Raw genomic sequence first — 17470 nt, forward strand, 5'->3', positions numbered from 1 at the left:
TAGTTAAATGTTTGTAAATTTTCGCCATGGCGGCACCTTACAGCAGAAGGTGTTGCACTTGGTCTTTGAGAACGCCCAGCTTCCAAACAACTATTTGCAGAATTAAATTCTCAATAGGCCAGTTAAACGGATTTAACTGAGTGAAACACCTGGTTTTTGCTCTATTTTTTTGAAAAAATCTTTTTTATCTCTTTAGTTAACGATTTATAGATATAAATAGTAGTAATAGTTAACGACGACATTTTTTGTGGATAACAGCATAAATCTGTTTGTAAACATACTGTTAAAGAGTGAATAAAGCTTGAGTAAACGTTGTATGAGTAAAGGATAGTTGCTGAATAAAAAAGAAATGCGTCAACAATAACGAGATATCCCCATTAATAGATCGACATATCCACAGCCTTATCCACATTACTTCTATTCATTTAAAATATTAAGCACGACATCAGCCAGCACATCTGGTTAGTTCGCGTACGGCATATTGCATGTCAATTTGGGCTTTACCCAATGAGGCAATTAGTGCATAAAATCACCTAAGGCGATTCACATTTGGTGCAAATTTGCGAAGTAAGGAATCAAAATAAGGAGTCGAAATAGGAATGAAGCGCTATAGAAGCCAGAATGAACGCTCTAAGCATCCGGGACGAACGATACAATCGCTTTTTGCACCTCAAGAAGCGATTGTCGAGCATTACCTGACCTTGAATTGCGCTCCGAATAGGAAAGCGCCTGACCGTCCGAAGGAAGCGCTTGGCGCGGAGGGTGTTTGCTGCAATTTTTGAAGGCGCTTAATGGAATGATTAGCGACTGCTATTGATAAGCCGAGTAAAACATGCTTAGACATCTAGTGAGAGTCTAGTTGTAAGTTTCAATGTGCTGACGGAGGTATCACAGGTTTAAGTTTGACTTCTGCAAGTAACGACGCGCAATCTGTCTGCTGGGTAGAGCCGATATTCACCAGTGGCAAGATCGCTGCGACCGGAAATAGGACGCCAAGCGCAATCGCGCTGCCAGCCTTTAATGCCAGTACACCCTTATCAACCCCTACATCTGGGTTTTTGAAGGTCCCAGCGACGTATAGAGGCGATCTGAAGGAAATTATGCGTAGACCTTTGCTTTTTGGTTTGACATTCAGCGCCATAACCTCGGTCTTCAGATTAATCTGACCATTGACGGTAATCATTGCATCATCCGTATCCAGTAGGAATGTTCGTGTCTGCATGACGCCATTGACAATCACAAAGTCGCTAGCCAGGCAATTGAGCTTTACCTGTTTATCGCCGAAGAGTTTAGACAGGACAACATTACCGACGTTCAGACCGGCTGCCTCCAGTATGAATTTACTCAGGGTTCCTTGGTTAATCAACGTTTTGAGTTCGCCGTTAGACGTCGCCATTAGCGCTGCAACAGAATTGCCCGTACCCATCAAGGCAGCATCACCATTGATCTCACCAAGGCTGGCGCGGGCTGACTCAAGGGTTGGGAAAAGACGATTAATTTTCAGGTGCCGAGCTGAAAGCGTTATTTTGGCCTTCATAACTTTACCGCTACCGTCCAGCCTGATGGTTGAAATCAGGTTTCCACCCGCTATACCGAAATCTAACGGCGTCAGTGATAGTTGGCTGTCTTTTAAATGGATATTCGTTTTGAGGTCTTGAATAGGCAGGGCCTCAGACCGGATGATTTTTTTAGCGGTAAATTTTACATCAGCATCGATACTGCCCCAACGAGATGTATCAAACTGCTCCGTCGGAAGCACTTTGTCGGCGGGTTGATTTGGTGCTACGCCTCGGTTAGCTTTACTTGCATTGGAATCTGCTCCGATTAACGGACCCAGGTCGACCAGGCGCAACTGATTTGATACCAATGTGCCCTTCAATAATGGTCTTGGATCTCGTGCCATATAATCGAGTGTCCCGGATAAATCGCTTGAGCCGACGTGACCGTTAAAATTCTCGTAACGCCACTCGCCGCCGCTAGGCTTGACGTTGCCGATCAAGCGTCCTTCTGTGGAAAACGGAGGTGTTGCTGGCAATAAAATACCAGTCAACGGATACAAATCAGCCATACTTGTTGCGGATAGTGTTAAACGCAAATCGAGCGCGGCCAGATCGCTCGGTTTGGTTAAACTTCCTTTGATCGCGATGATGGTTTTTCCGATGTGCACGTCCGCTTCTAGTGGATAGGGCGCATTCACATTCTCCAGCGATAATACTGCGCCGGCTTTGCCTTTACCGCTGACTGCTGCTTTGTTAAAACTACCTTTTACACTCCAACCTAACCCATAACCCTCTTTTGTAGTGGTCGGCAGAGTCGCAATATGCGCGTCGATATCAATTTTTTTTATTGGACTCAGCAACCGTATCGTGCCTTGCGTTAACACCACTTTTTGCAGGTTTACTTTCCATTGGCTCGGCCCTGTTGAAGGAAAGGTCCAGTTATTCTTACCATCCGCAGATTGTTCAAGCATGACGACCGGCGTATCGAGTTGCAGGTTCGGAATGATGATGCGTTTTTCAAGTAGCGGTAGCGGCTGTAACGTAAAGGTGACCTGACCCACTTCAACCATATGCAGACCGGTTTTTGCCCAATCGGGGTTGGCCAGCACAATATTTTGCGCCGTAAGTTGTGGCCACGGAATCCATTTGTGCCAACTGGTTTCTTCTGTTTGCGGATTAAACCAATGTAATGACAAATCACCGTTAATTGCAAAGGGGCGGCCTGCAGCATCGCTAACGCGCTGATTTAGCCATGGGCGTGCCAGATTCCAATCGAAAGTCAGCATAAAAACCACGCATAACGCCAGCAGAATAAATAAGCCGCCGAGACACCATGAAAAAATTTTTAACAGGCGAAATTTGGTAGTAGTCATATCAATATGGGGATAAACATATGGGGTTAGACATGCTGCAAATTTCAATCGGAGAGTAAATCGTTAGCGTGGACTTATCACGTGAAAACTAGTCACTTGGTCGATGTGCACACATCAAACTCTCAGGCAGCGAATGCAATATATCTTTCAGCACTACCATGTTAAAAGCATGGTTTTTTGCGGTGCCGTCGTGCGATGTTAGGTAGTAAAAAGAGTATTTTGAGTCTTTATTCAGCCTATTTAACCAGATTAATAGCTTGAAGAAAAGCAATGTTTACGCATGAACCTATTACGATAATATCGGATGTCTACGAATTTATACATGCCTAAATCAGAGATTAGTGTCAGATGGCGTCGCTAAAGTGATTCATAAAAAGATGATTAGCATCGATTCACGCCGCTTAGGTGCATAGCCAGTAAAACAGCGCGGCAATAAAGTTCACGTTTAAAGATGAATGTCACCAATGCCTAATATCGACGTTCTGTGCAATTTCACAAATAAAAAAGGCCATCGCTTTAAACGATGGCCCCGCGAGCACGCAATAAAGCCAGAAGAGGTTGAAGCCTTAAGCTTCTAACGTCATCAAACTGGCATTTCCTCCCGCTGCGGTAGTATTCACGCATAGGGCGCGTTCGGCCACTAATCTCCACAATGGAATTGGTGCATATTCCGATGTTTCAAGTACTGGCACAAGAGCACCTTCGCGGGCAGCCAATAACGGATACAGTCGCTCCAGATCGGCACCATCAACCAGGGCAAAATGTAACGCGATAGTATTTTTATCGGCACGGTCAGTCGTATTGCTAACCGTGTCAATGATACGAATAGTGTCGTGTACAGCTTTTGGTAATCCGCTTGGTATTAAAGCATATGATGCCGCTTCGATGATTGGTGTGTTGCCGGTAGCAAGTACGGCTGCGAGCTGATTTAACATGACTGCGACCGTCCGTGCACTGCATAACACCGCACCGCGGGGTGCGAACGACAGCGTATTACGCTCACCCGTTGGTCCCGGCAAGACCATCGATGTTCCAAGCCAGCTATGATGAATATATTCCTGACCTAACGCGGCAATACGTTGATGGCCGTGCGTTTTTGCCCAGCCCAATAAGGATTGCAATGCTGACGTGCCTTCTTGAACAATCGTATTGGCCTCGTGAATGGTATGCGCGCCTAAATTAGCTTCGGCGTTGCGCTGCAGACGTTTCAGGTATAACGGGCCACCCGCTTTTGGACCTGTCCCTGATTTACCTTCTCCACCGAACGGTTGCACGCCCACTACTGCGCCAACAATATTCCGATTGACGTAAATATTACCGACATGTGCACTGCGTGAAATGAAATCGATAGTTTCATCAATGCGCGAATGCACCCCAAGCGTGAGCCCATAACCGCTCTCATTAATCGCATTAATGAGCTGCGGTAACTGTTCGCGGGCATAGCGCAAAACATGTAATACCGGACCGAAAACTTCGTGTTTCAATTCACCCAGCGAACCAATTTCAATCAAAGTTGGGGATACAAATGTGCCATGGTTTTCTGCCTCAGATAATGGCAATTGAAAGAAGTCTTTTGCTGTCACCTTCATCTTATCAATATGCACCAATAATTTTTCTTGCGCTTCAGCATCAATAACTGGGCCGATATCGGTAATCAGACGATCGGGATTGCCAATACACAATTCTTGCATTGCACCTTTCAGCATATGGATTGTTTTGTCTGCGATATCATTTTGCAAACATAAAACGCGCAAGGCAGAACAGCGTTGGCCAGCGCTATCAAAAGCCGAACTCAGCACGTCAACCACGACCTGTTCCGGAAGTGCACTGGAGTCCACAATCAATACATTTTGACCGCCGGTTTCAGCAATGAATGGCAGATCAACTTTTTCCTTCGTTGCGCGATCTGCAAGCGTGCGATTAATCAATTGCGCAACTTCCGTTGACCCAGTAAAAATAACGCCTTTTACACGTGGATCAGCGGTTAATCTGGCACCCACGGTATCACCACGACCCGGCAATAATTGCAGGGCAGCACGTGGAATACCAGCTCGATGCAACAATTCTACTGCTCGTGTGGCGATCAATGGCGTTTGCTCAGCCGGTTTAGCAAGTACGACATTTCCTGCTGCCAGCGACGCGCTGATTTCACCAACAAAAATTGCTAATGGGAAATTCCATGGACTGATGCACACTACTGGACCAAGCGCCAACGCGTTTTGCGTATGACGAATTTGGGCGGCGTAATAACGTAAAAAATCAACCGCTTCACGCACTTCAGCAACGCCATTGGGTAACGATTTTCCAGCTTCACGGATAGCCAGCGCAATCAATTCAAACTGATTTTCTTCAAACAAATCGGCAGCTCGCATTAACACCTCTGCCCGATCTGCGGGCTTCCTTGTTTGCCAGTCCATGGCGTAAGATGTTGCTACATGCAGAGCGGTTTCAATGTCATCAGCGCTAGCCTCGACTACGGTACCAACGATATCGCGATGATCGGCCGGATTCAAAATTTTCTGGGCTTCGCGTGTTGCCGTAACTGTAGTTTCCTCACCAACTTGATCGACGGCAAGTAAAGGTTTGGCTTGCCATTGATTGCTGCGGAATTGCTGAAATGCGGTATCGATGTCACGCAAAACATCTTCGTTGCTGAGATCAACACCAGCCGAATTTTTTCTTTCAGCGCCATACAATGCACGCGGCAATACGATATTGGCATGCGGTTCACCGCCGAGCTTACGGGATTCTTCCAATGGATCAGCAATCAGCATATCGATGGAAACATTTTCGTCCACGATTTGATTAACAAACGACGAGTTCGCACCATTTTCCAGCAAGCGACGCACCAGATAAGCCAGCAGTGTCTGATGCGATCCGACGGGCGCATAAATTCGGCATGGTTTGTTCAGATTTTGTTTTCCCACGACTTGATCATAGAGCGTCTCACCCATACCGTGCAGGCATTGAAATTCATAATCGTTAATCCCTTTTTCTTCTGCCCAGCAATAAATAGTCGCCAATGTCCGCGCGTTATGTGTGGCGAATTGTGGGTAAAGTACATCCGTTGCAGCTAATAATTGTTGGGCGCACGCAAGGTAGGAAACATCGGTATAGACCTTGCGGGTGTAGACCGGATAGCCGGGCATGCCATCGACTTGCGCACGTTTAATCTCAGCGTCCCAGTACGCGCCCTTAACTAGTCGTACCATAAACTTTTGACCGCTGCGGCGCGCCAGATCAGCCAGATAATCGATGACGAACGGGCAGCGCTTTTGATAACCTTGTACGACGTAGCCAATACCCTCAAAACCGGCAAGGTCAGGATCGAAAGCCAACGCTTCCATTAAGTCCAGAGAAAGTTCAAGTCGATCAGCTTCTTCGGCATCAATATTCAAACCAATGTCGTATTGCTTGGCTAACAGCAACAGCTTTTTTAGGCGTGGCAGTAATTCAGTCAGCGTGCGATGCTTTTGAGCACGTGAATAGCGTGGATGCAGGGCGGATAATTTTACCGAAATCCCTGGACCATCTTTGATCCCACGACCATTCGAGGCGCGGCCGATAGCGTGAATCGCTGTTTCATAGGAAACATAATACGCAGCCGCATCTTCTTCGGTTAATGCGGCTTCACCCAACATATCGTATGAGTAGCGATAACCGCGTTTTTCATTGTCGCGGCTGTTGACGAGCGCTTCGGCGATGGTTTGCCCCGTGACAAATTGGTTGCCCAGCATTCGCATAGCGACGTCTACACCCTTGCGGATTAGCGGTTCACCGCCTTTGCTGATGAGTTTGGTCAGCGCCGAACCGAGACCGCGCTCGCTATTGGTGCTGACTAATTTGCCAGTGATCAGAAGGCCCCAGGTGGCTGCATTGACGAACATTGATGGCGATTCGCCCAGATGACGACGCCAGTCACCTTTGCTGATTTTGTCGGCGATTAATCGGTCTGCGGTCTGATGATCGGGAATGCGTAATAACGCTTCAGCAAGGCACATTAGCGCCACGCCCTCTTCTGACGACAATGAAAATTCATGCATTAACGCGTCTACACCCGACGCACGTGTACGTTTGTCGCGCACCGATTGCACCAGTTTGCTCGCCAGTTGGGCACTCGCCACTCTTGCGCTCGAACTATCTTCCACCTGGCCTAGCAACCATTGCACCGCAAGCGATTCATCACGGCGATAGGCGGCGGTGATCGCTGAACGCAAAGGCGATGGATTGCGAATCACTTCAGCATGAAATTCGGTGAAGGGGATTGCGCCCAGCGAGGAAGTCAACGTGGATTGCGTCGGCATGGTATTTTCTCAAAATAGGTAAAAAAACAATAAAATAAGGGAGGAACGGGTAGAATTGCTGAATAATGCTAAGTGCAGGCGAATCGTTCGATTGTAGGCGGCATCACGATGGATTTATTCTGGTAATACAGGTCTCTATCAAAATTTTGTTATTAATGCGAAAATTTAACCGAATAAAATTCTTCCGGAAACAAGCAAAATGCTAGATAAAATAAGCAAAAAAATTCTATCCGAATTGCAAAACGATGGCCGGATTAGCAATGTAGACTTGTCAGGGCGCGTCAATTTATCACCAGCGGCTTGTCTCGAGCGCGTACGTAAATTGCAGGATGCTGGTTACATCATGCATTACACGGCTCAACTCAATCCCCAACTGCTGGATGTCGCGTTGCTCGTGTTTATTGAAGTGGTCTTGGATCGTACGACCCCGGAGGTGTTTGATGCCTTTAGCAAAAGCGTACAGGTAATCCCAGAGGTTTTAGAGTGCCATATGGTCGCCGGCGGCTTTGATTATCTGGTTAAGGCGCGGGTAAAAGACATGAACGCTTATCGCGAGTTTTTGGGGAAATCGTTATTACAGCTGAAAGGTGTGCGTGAAACCCATACTTACGCAGTGATGGAAGAAGTAAAACATACCACAAAGTTGCCAATTCGATAGTCTTGATACTCTCAGAACTTACGCTAAAACGCCCTGGCGGGGGGCTTTCCCAAAGCACCCACGCTGGCGATTTTTCAGGTGCTTCCTCTAATTGCCAGTTCAAAGCCGAGATCTATTCGGGCTTTTTCTATCGGTTTGCCTTTTAACGTTTTCAGTAAGAGTTCGGCGGCGACGTAACCGATGTCGTAGCGTGGCGTGACGATTGTGGTAATTGCCGGAATGGATTGGGCGGCCCACGGCAGATCATTAAAACCAACGATGGCCATTTGCGCTGGCACTGCAATGCCACGGCGCTGACATTCAAATAGCACCCCAAGGGCCAAGTCATCGTTGCAACAAAATACCGCGTCGCAATTCGGGGTCTGCGCCAGAATTTTGGCGAGTAACTGCGCGCCAAGTTCGATGGTCGAAGGTACTGGCAACAGAATTTCCAGATTCGGATTCAGTCCAGCTTCCATCAAACCTTTTCTAAAACCTTCGCGCCGTTTCATTGACCTGGGATCTAGCTGGGCTGCCATAAACGCGGGACGTTGATAGCCGCGCTCGATGAAATGTCTGGCAACACTGTAGCCCGCTTTTTTTTGCGAAAAGCCGACGGTCAGATCATGACTGCTTTTGCTAAGATCGTACATTCGGACTGCCGGAATATTATTGGATGCCAACATCACTCGCGCAGATTCTTGCTGCTCAATACCTGTGAGCAAAAAACCGTCTGGCGCATGCGCCATATAGGTTGCGATCAGTTCACTTTCTTTATCGGCAGAGTAGCGACTCTCTCCAATTAAAAATTGATAACCTGCTTGTCCGAGGCAATCGCGAATTCCACTGAGCGTATCGATAAAAACCGCATTGGTCAACGACGGTACGATGACACCGATTACGTGCGACTTCGATGACGCCAACGTGCTTGCGGCCTGGTTCGGCACATAACCTAGTTTTTTGATTACGGTGGTAATGCGATCACGTAAATTTTGCTGGACAGAAGCAGGAGATTTGATTGATCGCGACACCGTCATTGGGCTGACATTCGCAGCCTTTGCCACGTCCGTAATGGTCACTCTGCCGGTGGAACGTCCGCGACGTGCGAGGTTGATTTTTGCACTCACCGCTTCCGTATCCTGTTTTGTGGTTTGTTTTGTCGCTTGTTTTTTTGTACTCAAGATACTATTTTTTTCGTTTTTACCTATTATCAGGGTTTCTGCTTTAGTCATATAGTGCGTTCTATTTCTGTGAATTGACCGGTCCGCGCTAACAAGTTTTTTACTTAAAAGTTGATCTTACGCGCTTTAGCACTGGCTTTATCGTCTATTTTCGAGTGTTGTGATGTTGTTGTAATTTTCAGGATTAGATAAATTTTAATACCTGACCAAGAAACGCTTATCGGGGTCATTGAGCGAGATCGGTTTTGTTTTTTATAAGATTCTCTGGAAAGCAAATTAACAGAGAAAATAACCAAACTATTTTCGGACACAATTTGACAGAAAATAACGAGTCGGCCAAGATACGCCATTAAATGATAGCGCTACCAAACTGTACATTAATATACATTTTAGAGCTTATCGTTTTGACCGCAACACAGGTTAGAATTGTTTGATGATGGCTTTAGTGATAGTAATGTTGATAGCAATGGCGATAGTTGACCTGAAAGTAACGGCTATACCATCCGACGCTATTGGTTGAAGTAGATGCTTTTGTGCATTATGAATTAAAGAACAAATTCCGAGGAAATACGATGTCACTCCAATCAACACAGAACACAGCACCTATGGTGCAACGCAATATTAAAAATAATCAAAGAAGTGTTGAGGAAAATACTCAGGAATTTATGCTCGGTGTGGATATCGGCACGACCAGTACCAAAGCCGTGTTGTTCAGGATAAATGGTCAAGTTGTGAGCCAATTTGCGGTGGAGTATCCCTTAATATCAACAGCAGCAGATATGGCCGAGCAAGATCCGGCACAAATCTACGCAGCCGTCTTGACCAGTATCGCGCAGGCCGTCAAACAAGCCGGGATCAGCGCGCATGTGCGTCCTGCGGAAATTGTTCTGGTCTCTTTTAGCGCTGCCATGCATAGCGTGATTGCGATCGACAAAAATGATCAGCCGCTGACCAACAGTATTACGTGGGCCGATAATCGGGCTGGCGCATGGGCCAACAAAATTCGTGACGAAATGGACGGTCATGCGATTTATTCTCGGACCGGAACGCCGATTCATCCCATGTCGCCGTTATGCAAATTGATGTGGTTGCGGCATGATCAGCCGGATGTTTTTTCGCGTAGTGCACGTTTTGTCGGCATTAAAGAATACGTGATGCATCGCATGTTCGGACAATGGCTGGTCGATCATTCCATCGCCTCTGCGACCGGTATGTTTAATTTGTTTGAGATGGATTGGGACAAGGCTGCGCTGGCATTGATCGGGGTTGACAGAGCACAACTGTCGCAACCGGTTCCGACTACACATCGTTTAGACGATTTGCCAGCAACCTTGGCACAGCAACTCGGCTTAATGACCACAACGCCGTTTATTATCGGTGCGAATGACGGCGTTTTGTCCAACCTCGGCGTCAATGCGATTGCGCCCGGACAGGTTGCGGTCACTATCGGCACATCCGGTGCGATGCGCACAGTGGTTGAGCGTCCTGTGACCGATCCGGCGGGCCGTACTTTTTGCTATGCATTGACCGAAAACCATTGGGTAGTTGGTGGACCGATTAACAATGGTGGCAGTATTTTACGGTGGGTGCGAGACGAGTTAGCGACGCAAGAAGCGGCCGAGGCATTGCGTTGCGACCGCGACCCTTACGAAGCGTTAATGGACATCGCGCAACAAGTCAGGGCTGGTGCTGATGGTCTGCTATTTCATCCCTATCTGGCTGGTGAGCGCGCGCCATTATGGAATGCCGATGCCCGCGGCTCATTCTTCGGATTGGCATTGCACCACGGTAAGCCGCAGATGATTCGCGCTGCATTGGAAGGCGTCATTTTCAGCTTGTATAGCATTTTGCCGGGAATCGAAGAGTTGATCGGACCGACCAGGCGTATGATGGCGACCGGTGGTTTCGCCCGTTCTGCGCTTTGGCGCCAAATGATGGCAGATATTTTTGATCGGGAAGTGGTGGTGCCGGAAAGTGTTGAGTCGTCGTGCCTCGGCGCGGCTGTATTGGGTTTATATGCGTTAGGCCGCATATCCTCGCTTGAGGCGATTGCCGATATGGTGGGATCGACCCATCATCATCAACCGCATCCCGAAAGTGTGGCGATTTATAAACAATTATGGCCGATTTATGCCGCTATTCCACAGCAACTTTCACAGCAATATCGTCAACTGGCTGCGTTTCAGCGGCAATAACGGTTGCGGAGTAATTTGTATGACGATTGGCTTGGTCGGATGATGGATGATGGATGATTTGGAGGTCGCTCTGTACTGTTCGGCGTAATTAAATGGGAACGAGCGACTGCCGAATCTTTACCATCCGTAGGGCAGCTTTATCGTCGATATTCACTGGTCAACTTACTCCGCGCGATGACATACCGCTTCAACGCGATTGCCTGCAGGATCAATCAAAAAGGCGCCGTAATAATCGGGATGGTAATCAACCCGTAAACCTGGTGCGCCATCATCACGACCACCCTGTTCCATTCCTGCGTGGTAAAAGGCACGAACTTGCTCGCGGGTCTTTGCCTTAAAGCACCAGTGGCGTTTGTTATTGAAGTTGGCATCTGGCGATAAATAAATAGCGAGATAGGTGTGAGAATCTTCGCCCGCATGGCAACGTGTTCCATAACCCATGGCATCGTCGAGATCGTAGACCTTCTCGACGCCTAAGGCACACATGATCGCGTCGTAAAAAGGTCTGGCAGTAGCAAAGTCGGGAACCGCAATGGAAACGTGATCTAACACCGACATATTGACCTCAAGCTCTTTTGCCTCAACTATTGCGCGAACAAATAGATCGCTTTTATTTGCTCACTATTGTTGCAATTTATTTGCAGTTTATTTGCAATTACTCGCTATTACTTTTTCTCGACAATTTCCTGCGTAAATTTCGCGTGAGCTGTTGCCGCCAGATGGGCGCGTAACCATTTGTGCGCAGGATTGCGCACGTCGCGCTCATGCCAAAGCATGTCGACATCCACGGCCGGCGTGGCAAAGGGAAGCTCACGTGCCACCAGCACGTCGGTCATTCCGGTGGCGCCAATTAAATGGCGTGGTAATACGGTAACAAGATCTGAACTGGCAACTACCCGGCCAGCCGTGAAAAATTGATTTACCGTGAGCAAAATCCGGCGCTTGCGATTTAAGCCCGTTAATATTTCTTCGATCAACCCATGCGCCCGGCCAGAAAAACTGACCAGTAGATGATGCGCCTCGCAATACCCATCCAGCGTGAGCGGAACTTGTGCCAGCGGATGATCCTTACGCATGACACACACGTATTCGCCCGTATATAAGCGTTCGTGGTGCACCGGTGAGGCAGAAGTGGTCTGACTACCGGCTAACTGCGCTGTCACGCCGGGGAAAAAACCAATTGCCAGATCAACATCACCACGCAATAACATTTGGCGTGGATCACGTGTGGTTAGCGGGACCATTCTGATATTCAGTTGCGGTGCTTCCTGTTCAATGGTGCGCACCAGCGACGGCAACCATAGTGCTGCTGTTGCATCAGCCATTGCCATTTGAAAGGTAGTGTGCGCGCGCGAGACGTCAAATGTTTCGGGGGTAATTGCCGTTTCCAGATCCGTCAGCGCACGTCGTACCGATGGCCATAGTTCTTCTGCATATTGGGTCGGTTTGACCCCGTGTGCGGTGCGTATCAGCAGTTCGTCATTGAGCGAATAGCGCAAGCGCTTGAGCGCGTTGGAGACTGCTGGTTGTGTCATTGCCAGACGACTGGCGGCCCGAGTGAGATTTTGCTCAGTCATTATTGCGTCGAATACGCGCAGTAAATTTAAATCAAGCGTCAGAAAGCTCATGTTCGGGCCAGGGTCAGTTATCGAGTGTCAGTAATGATAATCCGGTTAATAGCGGGCTATCGTTAGTTTAGATGCAAAATAAGTGCATTCATTAAGTGTATAACTGTTGAGAAAAAGGGGCTAATACAATTTCGAGAGTTTTATAAATATATTGCGATGCAATATGATGCTTATCAAAAGTCTAATATGATTGTTTGATCATCAACGGACTGATGAAAACCTATTGGTGAATTTCTACTTTTCAGCGAAATTTTGCTTAAGAAGGTATACGCAAGAGACATAACAGATATCCAAAATCACGATTGGATCAGTGGTCCGGCAAATAATATACTGCAATGCACAAGATCAATATTATTAACAAGCCAGATATCATGTCATTTTTAGCCTTTACTTCCTCCGCCGCTTTATTAGATTCTCCGTTGATGCGCCTTGCCGGAGAAACCGCCAGCACGTTGGTGTGGCCGATCATCGGATTGTGTGTTGCGATAGTGCTGGGCATGGTATTTAAACCGTTATTACGCGGCCTTTTTCGCGCGGCGTTGTTACTAATCAAGCCACGCAAATCGTTGGAAAGTCGCATAGCAGAAAACAAGATGGTCGGCCGCAAGTTGGCGCGGCGCATGGCAAATGATGAGGCGGGTAGCCAACCAAGTCTGGCCGCTGAACTACGTTTGTTAGCAAGTAGTAACTAGTTCTGGAGGCGATATGGGGCGGCACACCTATTCGGATCGAGAGCAACAGTTTGCCTCGATAGATAAGCGACAAATAGCAATTCGCCCGCCCAAGCCTAACGCTAATGCGTGGCCAAAGTCTCGCAGTCTGGCGTCAATGTTGCCTTCTTTTGTTTTATCCTGTGTATTGACCGGCTTAATGTCGGCTTTGATGCGGTTGATGTGGTTTGGTGTTGAGGGACATTTTTTCAGCACCTGGATCGAAAATTGGCTGACTTTATGGCCAATCGCATTTCCGATCATGTATGTGTTGCACGCGCCGTTGCAGAAACTGGCGGCGTATATCTCGCCCCATTCGACAGTCTAAGTTGCTGTTGTAGTAATTTTGGAAGCGTAATTTTTTGATCGTTTTTGCATCATCGTTTTGTACGGTATCTGGCACAACCCTAACACTTTTTTTGCCTCACCGAATGTCTCCTCCATCCTCCCCGGGTGGATTCTACCCACCACGCGGTGCGCTGGTGGGTTTTTTTTGCCCGTCTTGCAAGTGTGCGTTGTGATGTGAGAATTGTGGTTTAAGTAATATTTAGTGAAAATATATTAAAAAAATATATATAGATCCCTTTAAAAAGCAAAAAAAGCGCAACCGGACCTCGATTGCGCTTATGGGATTACTTTGGCACAGTGGATGCCATCAAACGGTTACTGCGCGAGACGTTTTTCTAGTGCCGCTTTGACCTCTGCCAGTTCCTTTGGCAGGTGATACTTCAGTTTCTCGAATAACTCGGTGTGCAGCGCAGTTTCGGCCTGCCATGCAGCTTTATCTATCGATGTAATTCGATCGAATTGCTGTTCGCTAAACGCAAGACCATCCCATTGCAAATCGCTAAACTGTGGTGTTGTTCCGAATAGATGTTCCACGCCGCCAGCATTGTTATCCAGGCGGTCCAGCATCCATTTCAAGACTCGCATGTTGTCGCCAAATCCAGGCCAGATGAATTTGCCGTCGTCATCGGTTTGGAACCAGTTGACGCAGAAAATCTTCGGCATCTCCGCTGGAGAAGCGGCAATCTTGCGCCCCATATTTAACCAATGCTGGAAATAGTCGCTCATGTTGTAGCCGATGAACGGCAGCATCGCAAACGGATCACGGCGCACCACGCCTTGCTGACCGACTGCCGCAGCAGTAGTTTCCGAGCCCATGGTAGCCGCCATGTATACGCCTTCGACCCAGTTACGCGCCTCTGTAACGAGTGGCACGGTAGTCGAACGGCGTCCACCGAAGATAAATGCAGAAATCGGTACGCCGGCAGGATCATCCCAAGCCGCATCAATGACCGGATTTTGTGTCGCAGCGACCGTAAATCGGGCATTCGGATGAGCGGCTTTCGCGCCAGTTTCTTTGGCGGTTGCCGGTGTCCAATCCTTACCCTGCCAGTCGATCAGATGCGCCGGTGCTTCTTTGGTCATGCCTTCCCACCAGACGTCGCCATCGTCGGTTAAAGCGACGTTGGTGAAGATGGTGTTGTCTCGCATTGACGCCATGCAATTGAAGTTGGTTTTTTCGTTAGTGCCGGGAGCGACGCCAAAATAACCCGCTTCTGGATTGATGGCATATAAGCGACCATCGGCACCCGGTTTGATCCAGGCGATATCATCACCGATAGTGGTGACTTTCCAGCCCTCAAAACCGACCGGTGGAATCAGCATTGCAAAGTTGGTCTTACCGCATGCCGATGGAAATGCAGCGGCCACATAGTGTTTTTTGCCGGCAGGAGACTCTACGCCAAGAATGAGCATGTGTTCTGCCAGCCAGCCAGCATCACGCCCCATGTTCGAGGCGATACGCAGCGCAAAGCATTTTTTGCCGAGTAAAGCATTGCCGCCGTAGCCTGATCCATACGACCAGATTTCACGCGTCTCAGGGTAGTGAACGATGTATTTTGTCGGATTGCAAGGCCACGCCACGTCCTTTTGACCGGCTTGCAGCGGCGCGCCAACTGAGTGCACGCACGGTACAAATTCGCCATCGGTGCCCAACACGTCGTACACCGCTTTGCCCATGCGCGTCATGATGCGCATATTGACCGCCACATACGGGGAGTCGGAGAGTTCAACCCCGATATGGGCGATATCAGAGCCGAGCGGACCCATCGAAAACGGCACCACGTACATAGTCCGACCTTGCATGCAGCCCTCGAATAAGCCTGCCATGGTGATCCGCATTTCAGCTGGATCGGTCCAGTTATTGGTCGGACCGGCATCTTCTTTTTGTGCAGAACAAATAAAGGTGCGATCTTCCACGCGGGCGACATCCGAAGGATCGGAACACGCCAGATAACTATTTGGTCGCTTGGCCTGATTCAGCTTTTTCATGGTGCCAGCAGCGACCATTTCAGCGCACAGTTGATCGTACTCTTCTTGAGAGCCGTCGCACCAATGAATGGCTTCTGGTTTGGTCAGCGCTGCAATCTCGTTTACCCAGTTAATCAGTTTTTGCTGTTTGACAAAGGCTGGCGGCGTAACGGCCAGGGCGCGTAATATGTGAGCGCTGTAAGGGTGATTCATAAAACTACCTCCAATATAGAAATTTTAGAAATGTTTGGGTGCAATGGCAGGCCGCCGCTTCATGATCACTGGCCGGTAATATTCTCGGGTTGGCGGCGACGCTACTTAACTTTGGTTTTTTATCTTTTAAAACAAAAGCATGTGTTTTATCTGTGTTCTATATTCGGTAAAAATGGACTCTTTTCAAACTTGCCGAGCATTAAACTGTGATGCTGTACCATCCCTTTATCGGTGTGTTTATGTTATTTTTCTATGGTGCAGATCGGCAATTACTGGCAAGTAGGTATTAATTGTACACTCGAATTGTAGTAAAAATGACCAACTAATGTAGTAAGGTATTTGCGGTTTTGCGTATGCCGTTGCTTTATTACGAGATCGTGAATTTATGACTCCCTCAAATCTTTCCTCGCGAAAAATAATATGAAAATAGCCATACTTGACGATTATCAAGATGCCGTCAGACATCTCGAATGTTTTGCATTATTACAAGATCATGAAGTGAAGGTATTTACCAACTCTGCGCGTGGAAGCGGCCAGTTAGCGATACGTCTCGCCAGTTTTGAGGTTTTGGTTCTCATTCGTGAGCGGACGGTACTTTCTAAAGCGCTACTACAAAAATTACCCCATTTGAAGCTCATCTCTCAAACCGGAAAAGTAAGTGGTCACATCGATGTAGACGCCGCTACAGCGTTAAATATTGCCATTACAGAGGGATCTGGTGACCCGACTGCACCAGCTGAATTGACTTGGGCATTAATTATGGCGTCGGCACGACGGATACCGCAATACGTGCATAATTTACAACAAGGTTTGTGGCAAACGGCATCGTCAGAACCGCAATTCAACGGTCTCGGTGTTGCCTTGAAAGGACGCACGTTAGGGGTGTGGGGATACGGAAAAATTGGTCGTATGGTGGCCGGTTATGGAAAAGCATTCGGTATGCGCGTGATGATCTGGGGCCGCGATGCCAGCCGTGCTGCCGCGCTGGAAGATGGCTATCTGGTCGCCAGTTCAAAGGAGCAGTTCTTTGCCGAAGCGGATGTTTTGTCGCTCCATCTGCGCTTGAACGAGGCAACCCGTGGAATCGTCACAGCAGAAAATTTAGCAGGTATGAAGCCGACCGCGATTTTTGTTAATACTAGCCGTGCCGAATTGGTGGCGACTGACGCTTTGTTGCCAGCACTGCAACAAGGACGCCCCGGTTTTGCGGCGCTTGATGTGTATGAGTCCGAGCCTTTGAAGCACGATAGCCTTTTGCTAAAAATGGACAACGTGGTGGCCTCGCCGCATTTAGGATACGTAGAAAAAGACGGGTATGAATTATATTTCCGTACTGCGCTACAGAACATCGTGGACTTCGCTAACGATACGCCAAAGAACGTATTAAATCCTGCTGCGTTAGCGAATCGCTAAC

11 protein-coding genes are annotated in these 17470 nt (G+C 48.0%); 5 read left to right on the forward strand and 6 right to left on the reverse strand.

Going from position 1 to position 17470, the window contains the following annotated elements; translation table 11 throughout:
• Positions 1-868: 868 nt before the first annotated feature.
• On the reverse strand, positions 869-2872 hold the full coding sequence (locus tag QN379_RS17730; protein WP_323507190.1) for an AsmA family protein: 2004 nt from the start codon (positions 2870-2872) through the stop codon (positions 869-871).
• 566 nt (positions 2873-3438) lie between these two features.
• Positions 3439-7176 carry a trifunctional transcriptional regulator/proline dehydrogenase/L-glutamate gamma-semialdehyde dehydrogenase gene (putA, locus tag QN379_RS17735; protein WP_323507191.1) on the reverse strand — a complete coding sequence of 1246 codons (3738 nt, stop codon included), beginning with the start codon at positions 7174-7176 and terminating at the stop codon, positions 3439-3441.
• A 199-nt stretch (positions 7177-7375) separates the two neighbouring features.
• On the opposite strand from putA, the gene QN379_RS17740 reads away from it, so the two are divergent.
• On the forward strand, positions 7376-7834 hold the full coding sequence (locus tag QN379_RS17740; protein WP_322234490.1) for an Lrp/AsnC ligand binding domain-containing protein: 459 nt from the start codon (positions 7376-7378) through the stop codon (positions 7832-7834).
• 74 nt (positions 7835-7908) lie between these two features.
• Here QN379_RS17740 and QN379_RS17745 read toward each other — a convergent pair whose 3' ends face one another.
• Entirely contained in the window at positions 7909-8940 is a 1032-nt protein-coding gene (locus QN379_RS17745; RefSeq protein ID WP_322240316.1) for a LacI family DNA-binding transcriptional regulator, read from the reverse strand.
• 719 nt (positions 8941-9659) lie between these two features.
• On the opposite strand from QN379_RS17745, the gene gntK reads away from it, so the two are divergent.
• A complete protein-coding gene (gntK, locus tag QN379_RS17750; RefSeq protein ID WP_323507223.1) occupies positions 9660-11189 on the forward strand; it encodes a gluconokinase in 1530 nt (509 codons plus the stop codon).
• A 162-nt stretch (positions 11190-11351) separates the two neighbouring features.
• Here gntK and QN379_RS17755 read toward each other — a convergent pair whose 3' ends face one another.
• Together QN379_RS17755 and QN379_RS17760 are read right to left on the reverse strand one after the other, a co-directional pair.
• Positions 11352-11747: a VOC family protein gene (locus QN379_RS17755; RefSeq protein ID WP_323507192.1), complete on the reverse strand. Its 396-nt coding sequence runs from the start codon at positions 11745-11747 to the stop codon at positions 11352-11354.
• A 107-nt stretch (positions 11748-11854) separates the two neighbouring features.
• Positions 11855-12817: a LysR family transcriptional regulator gene (locus QN379_RS17760; RefSeq protein WP_322234488.1), complete on the reverse strand. Its 963-nt coding sequence runs from the start codon at positions 12815-12817 to the stop codon at positions 11855-11857.
• A 371-nt stretch (positions 12818-13188) separates the two neighbouring features.
• On the opposite strand from QN379_RS17760, the gene QN379_RS17765 reads away from it, so the two are divergent.
• Together QN379_RS17765 and QN379_RS17770 are read left to right on the forward strand one after the other, a co-directional pair.
• Positions 13189-13509 (forward strand): hypothetical protein, encoded by a 321-nt coding sequence (locus QN379_RS17765; protein ID WP_323507193.1) that lies wholly within the window; start codon positions 13189-13191, stop codon positions 13507-13509.
• A 13-nt stretch (positions 13510-13522) separates the two neighbouring features.
• A complete protein-coding gene (locus QN379_RS17770; RefSeq protein WP_322234484.1) occupies positions 13523-13855 on the forward strand; it encodes a DUF2798 domain-containing protein in 333 nt (110 codons plus the stop codon).
• 335 nt (positions 13856-14190) lie between these two features.
• On the opposite strand, the gene QN379_RS17775 is transcribed toward QN379_RS17770, so the two are convergent.
• On the reverse strand, positions 14191-16056 hold the full coding sequence (locus QN379_RS17775) for a phosphoenolpyruvate carboxykinase (GTP) (protein ID WP_322234483.1): 1866 nt from the start codon (positions 16054-16056) through the stop codon (positions 14191-14193).
• Between the two features lie 420 nt (positions 16057-16476).
• Between QN379_RS17775 and QN379_RS17780 the strand changes: the two genes are divergently transcribed.
• The gene (locus QN379_RS17780; RefSeq protein ID WP_323507194.1) at positions 16477-17469 is read left to right on the forward strand and encodes a D-2-hydroxyacid dehydrogenase family protein; all 993 of its coding nucleotides are present in this window, start codon (positions 16477-16479) and stop codon (positions 17467-17469) included.
• Position 17470 lies beyond the last annotated feature (1 nt).

This window comes from Glaciimonas sp. Gout2 (assembly GCF_035018905.1).
Lineage (GTDB): Bacteria > Pseudomonadota > Gammaproteobacteria > Burkholderiales > Burkholderiaceae_D > Glaciimonas.

Coding starts and splice junctions, on each gene's coding strand:
- QN379_RS17730 (WP_323507190.1), bottom strand. CDS start 2,872: ATGACTACTACCAAATTTCGCCTGTTAAAAATTTTTTCATGGTGTCTC.
- putA (WP_323507191.1), bottom strand. CDS start 7,176: ATGCCGACGCAATCCACGTTGACTTCCTCGCTGGGCGCAATCCCCTTC.
- QN379_RS17740 (WP_322234490.1), top strand. CDS start 7,376: ATGCTAGATAAAATAAGCAAAAAAATTCTATCCGAATTGCAAAACGAT.
- gntK (WP_323507223.1), top strand. CDS start 9,660: ATGCTCGGTGTGGATATCGGCACGACCAGTACCAAAGCCGTGTTGTTC.
- QN379_RS17755 (WP_323507192.1), bottom strand. CDS start 11,747: ATGTCGGTGTTAGATCACGTTTCCATTGCGGTTCCCGACTTTGCTACT.
- QN379_RS17760 (WP_322234488.1), bottom strand. CDS start 12,817: ATGAGCTTTCTGACGCTTGATTTAAATTTACTGCGCGTATTCGACGCA.
- QN379_RS17765 (WP_323507193.1), top strand. CDS start 13,189: ATGTCATTTTTAGCCTTTACTTCCTCCGCCGCTTTATTAGATTCTCCG.
- QN379_RS17770 (WP_322234484.1), top strand. CDS start 13,523: ATGGGGCGGCACACCTATTCGGATCGAGAGCAACAGTTTGCCTCGATA.
- QN379_RS17775 (WP_322234483.1), bottom strand. CDS start 16,056: ATGAATCACCCTTACAGCGCTCACATATTACGCGCCCTGGCCGTTACG.
- QN379_RS17780 (WP_323507194.1), top strand. CDS start 16,477: ATGAAAATAGCCATACTTGACGATTATCAAGATGCCGTCAGACATCTC.